Below are 3,545 nucleotides of genomic sequence, written 5' to 3' on the forward strand. Positions count from 1 at the left end.
ATTTCTAAACTAAGAGTTTTGCAGAGTTCTCGTTTTACGTATCTATCTTTGATGCCTACTTTGTTGTAAGCAAACCCAATATCCACGACAGCAGCCCATTCTCCCTATTTCGCACTTACGCCCACGCGAGCGTCGGGGATGGCAAATCTGTCGTTTAACAGATTGTTTTCATGCTTGGCATCGAAGAGTTCGCCATCCATCAAGATGCGTCCGATGGGGCGTACTGTAAGTTTTGCTTCTTGCGCATGAGCGATATCAAGGGCTATACATACGGCGATTGCTGTTGTTAAAAGTCTGTTTTTCATTGCTTCTTATGATAGGAAAGTCTCTGTCAGAAATCTTTTATTATGAGGTCTTGTGTTGTACGAACTTCAAAATTATCACTTTTCTGCGATGTTACAAGCATTCCGAGCTGGCTATTGTCAATCTTCATAGGAATGTATTAAACTACATTGTCTATCTGTTTGATAATCAGTGTGTTGTAAAAGAGGCTCTTTTACGTTGCTGCCGAGCCGTAGCAGTATCGTTGAAAAGCCCATGCAGCGATGCTGAAGAGGCGGTGCAGGAGCCCCACCCCGAGCCACATGTTTTAGTAGACAAGTTAACGAGTAAACAAGTAGACAAGGTTTTGAGTTGACAAGTAGATGAGTTTAGGTTTTTAGTTTGTGAGTTCTTGAGTTTATAAGTTCTTTAGTTGTGGGACAGAAAAGGTCTATTTCTGTCTCCCTCTCCCTTTGGAGAGGGGTGGGGAGAGGTTTTTGTTGAGCCAGTTGTGCGACATGTCGCGTCCGTAGGGAGTTCAAGTAGTACAACTATCCTTTTACTGAATCACTTGTATTATGGGATAAGAATCATTGAACTAACCAAAGGTTTTGAATAAAGAACGGACAGGTATCGGGAAAAATCTGTAACTTTGTGGCATGACAGAAGATTTCGACATCAGAGAAGAGAGATTGTCCTCGGCAGAAAAGGACTTCGAGAATGCGCTCCGTCCCTTGCGTTTTGTTGACTTCAACGGTCAGCAGAAAGTGGTGGAGAACTTGGAAGTGTTTGTTGAAGCTGCCAAATACCGCAATGAACCGTTAGACCATACATTGCTCTACGGACCTCCGGGATTGGGAAAAACGACGCTGAGCAATATCATTGCTAACGAGTTGGGAGTGGGATTCAAGATTACAAGTGGGCCGGTTTTGGATAAACCGGGCGACTTGGCAGGCATCCTGACCTCGCTCGAACCTAACGATGTGCTGTTCATTGACGAGATTCATCGCTTGTCTCCTGTCGTTGAAGAGTATCTATATTCGGCCATGGAGGACTATCGCATTGATATAATGATAGACAAAGGTCCCTCGGCTCGAAGCATACAGATAGATTTAAATCCGTTTACACTGGTGGGTGCCACCACGCGCAGTGGTATGTTGACAGCTCCGTTGCGTGCCCGTTTCGGCATCAACATGCACTTGGAGTACTACGATCCGGAGACTTTGCAGATTATTATCAAGCGTTCGGCTCGATTATTGGACGTGCCTATAGAAGACGATGCAGCTGTGGAAATATCGCGTCGTTCGCGTGGTACGCCCCGTATTGCGAACTCGTTGCTGCGCCGTGTGCGCGATTTCGCTCAGGTCAAGGGCAACGGTACCATCACAAGCGATATAGCCCGACTGTCGCTCAGAGCTTTGAATATCGACCAGTATGGTCTGGACGAGATTGATAACAAGATATTGCTGACGATAATCGACAAATTCCGCGGTGGTCCGGTGGGCGTTTCGACCATTGCTACGGCTATCGGTGAGGATGCCGGAACGGTGGAAGACGTGTACGAACCTTTCTTAATCATGGAGGGATTTATCAAGCGGACGCCTCGCGGACGCATGGCTACACAACTTGCTTACAACCATTTGGGGCGCAATCCGTATCAAGGTGATATCATGTCACCGGGGTTGTTTGAATAGAACCTCACCCCCATCCCCTCTCCCAAAGAGAGGGGTGAAAAGTAGAGACCGATAAATGAAGTCGCTTCGTATCTCTGTTTTTTATCCCATATCTTGGGTTTACGGTTCTGGTTATTGATGCGATAGCACGTTTTTAAATAAATCCTTGCATTGTTCTAGAGAAACAGTTATATTTGTGCAATAGGAATAAGGAAATGGAGGAAAGATAATATGGAAGGAAGTTTGAATATAAAACTGAATGTCCCTCTTAGGGATATGTTTTTTTTAGATAAGGTTGCTAAGAGTAGAGGATGGCTTATAACTGCTGAAAAGAGTAGATCGGACAATGACTCTAAAGTTGAAATGGAAAAGAAATTAGAGCGTGTAGACAAGTTGTTTGGCATTTTTTCCAAGAGCAAAGTGGATGATTGGAAATCTGAAAAAGAAGATTTTCTAAGAAAGAAATACCTATGAGAGTTTTCTTAGATACTAATATCCTACTGGATTGCCTGCTAGAAAGAGGTCCTTTATCCAAGGACTCAAGGTTGTGTTTCAAGTCTTGTGTGGGTAAAGGTATTATCATGTTAATGTCCGATTTGTCCGTTGCTAATATTAATTATATTACTCGAAAAGATTATAATAGGGCGGAGTTTAACGCTGCAATATTGAAATTGACGGAATTTGTGGATATTGTAGAGGTCGGTTCCTCATATATATTAGAGGCTCTATACTTAGATTGGAAGGACTTTGAAGATTCTTTGCAGTATCTTTCTGCTATGCAAGCCCAAGCCGATTGTATAGTAACAAGGAATATAAAGGATTATGAAGCCTCCGCTTTAGAGGTGCTTACGCCTCATGATTTTATTTCGAAATATTTATGAGAACAGGAATATTCGTAGGGAGTTTCGATCCCTTTACCATTGGACATGATGATATTGTGCGACGTGCATTGCCACTCTTCGATCGAATTACGATAGGGGTGGGAGTGAATGAACGCAAGCAATACATGTATAGTGCGGATGTTCGGGTAAACACTATCAAGCAGATATATGCCAACGAGGCAAAGATAGAGGTGAAAGCATACAATGATTTGACGGTCGACTTTGCTCGTCGGGAGCAGGCTCAGTTCATTATTAAGGGCGTGAGAAGTCTGAAAGACTTTGAATATGAGCGTGAACAGGCCGATGTCAATAAGCAAATAGGAGATGTAGAGACCATTCTTCTCTATGCCGACCCGGCAAAGGCGAGCATCAGTTCGTCACTTGTGAGGGAGTTGATACACTTTGGGAAAGAGGTCTCAGACTTTATTCCCTTCCCTGAAGGAGGAGGAATGGAATAACATCATGGTAAATATAATAAAGCAATCAAGTCCCTGATAGATAGGTGTTCCCTCTATTTGAGTGGTGCGTGTGGCTAGTTTATTTGCTAAGATGATAAATATAATAAAGCAATCAAGTCCATGATAGATAGGTGTTCCCTCTATTTGAGTGGTGCGTGTGGCTAGTTTATTTGCTAAGATGATAAATATAATAAAGCAATCAAGTCTCTGATAGATGGCTCTCCCCTCTATTTGAGTGGCGCGTGTGGCTAGTTTATTTGCTAAGATGATAA

General features: G+C 43.1%; 6 protein-coding genes. 4 read left to right on the top strand and 2 right to left on the bottom strand.

What is annotated here, in order from left to right; all coding sequences use genetic code 11:
• Positions 1-104 precede the first annotated feature (104 nt).
• Complete coding sequence (locus HMPREF3034_RS12135) at positions 105-305, bottom strand: hypothetical protein (protein WP_062435859.1); 201 nt, start codon at positions 303-305, stop codon at positions 105-107.
• 615 nt (positions 306-920) lie between these two features.
• Between HMPREF3034_RS12135 and ruvB the strand changes: the two genes are divergently transcribed.
• The 4 genes from ruvB (at position 921) to coaD (ending at position 3,273) form a co-directional block, all read left to right on the top strand.
• Positions 921-1,955: a Holliday junction branch migration DNA helicase RuvB gene (gene ruvB, locus HMPREF3034_RS12145; protein ID WP_036899218.1), complete on the top strand. Its 1,035-nt coding sequence runs from the start codon at positions 921-923 to the stop codon at positions 1,953-1,955.
• Between the two features lie 210 nt (positions 1,956-2,165).
• Complete coding sequence (locus HMPREF3034_RS12150) at positions 2,166-2,408, top strand: hypothetical protein (protein ID WP_036899216.1); 243 nt, start codon at positions 2,166-2,168, stop codon at positions 2,406-2,408.
• Positions 2,405-2,815 (top strand): PIN domain-containing protein, encoded by a 411-nt coding sequence (locus HMPREF3034_RS12155; protein WP_036899214.1) that lies wholly within the window; start codon positions 2,405-2,407, stop codon positions 2,813-2,815. Before HMPREF3034_RS12150 ends, HMPREF3034_RS12155 begins: the two co-directional genes overlap by 4 nt.
• Positions 2,812-3,273: a pantetheine-phosphate adenylyltransferase gene (gene coaD, locus HMPREF3034_RS12160; RefSeq protein ID WP_036899211.1), complete on the top strand. Its 462-nt coding sequence runs from the start codon at positions 2,812-2,814 to the stop codon at positions 3,271-3,273. The genes HMPREF3034_RS12155 and coaD overlap by 4 nt, the downstream gene beginning before the upstream one ends.
• On the opposite strand, the gene HMPREF3034_RS13080 is transcribed toward coaD, so the two are convergent.
• The coding region (locus HMPREF3034_RS13080) for a hypothetical protein (protein ID WP_231725684.1) at positions 3,232-3,545 on the bottom strand (314 nt) is incomplete at its 5' end. The two genes, coaD and HMPREF3034_RS13080, sit on opposite strands and share 42 nt — an antisense overlap.

Origin of the sequence: Prevotella sp. DNF00663, from assembly GCF_001553265.1 — a bacterium.
GTDB lineage: Bacteria > Bacteroidota > Bacteroidia > Bacteroidales > Bacteroidaceae > Prevotella.

Coding starts and splice junctions, on each gene's coding strand:
- HMPREF3034_RS12135 (WP_062435859.1), bottom strand. CDS start 305: ATGAAAAACAGACTTTTAACAACAGCAATCGCCGTATGTATAGCCCTT.
- ruvB (WP_036899218.1), top strand. CDS start 921: ATGACAGAAGATTTCGACATCAGAGAAGAGAGATTGTCCTCGGCAGAA.
- HMPREF3034_RS12150 (WP_036899216.1), top strand. CDS start 2,166: ATGGAAGGAAGTTTGAATATAAAACTGAATGTCCCTCTTAGGGATATG.
- HMPREF3034_RS12155 (WP_036899214.1), top strand. CDS start 2,405: ATGAGAGTTTTCTTAGATACTAATATCCTACTGGATTGCCTGCTAGAA.
- coaD (WP_036899211.1), top strand. CDS start 2,812: ATGAGAACAGGAATATTCGTAGGGAGTTTCGATCCCTTTACCATTGGA.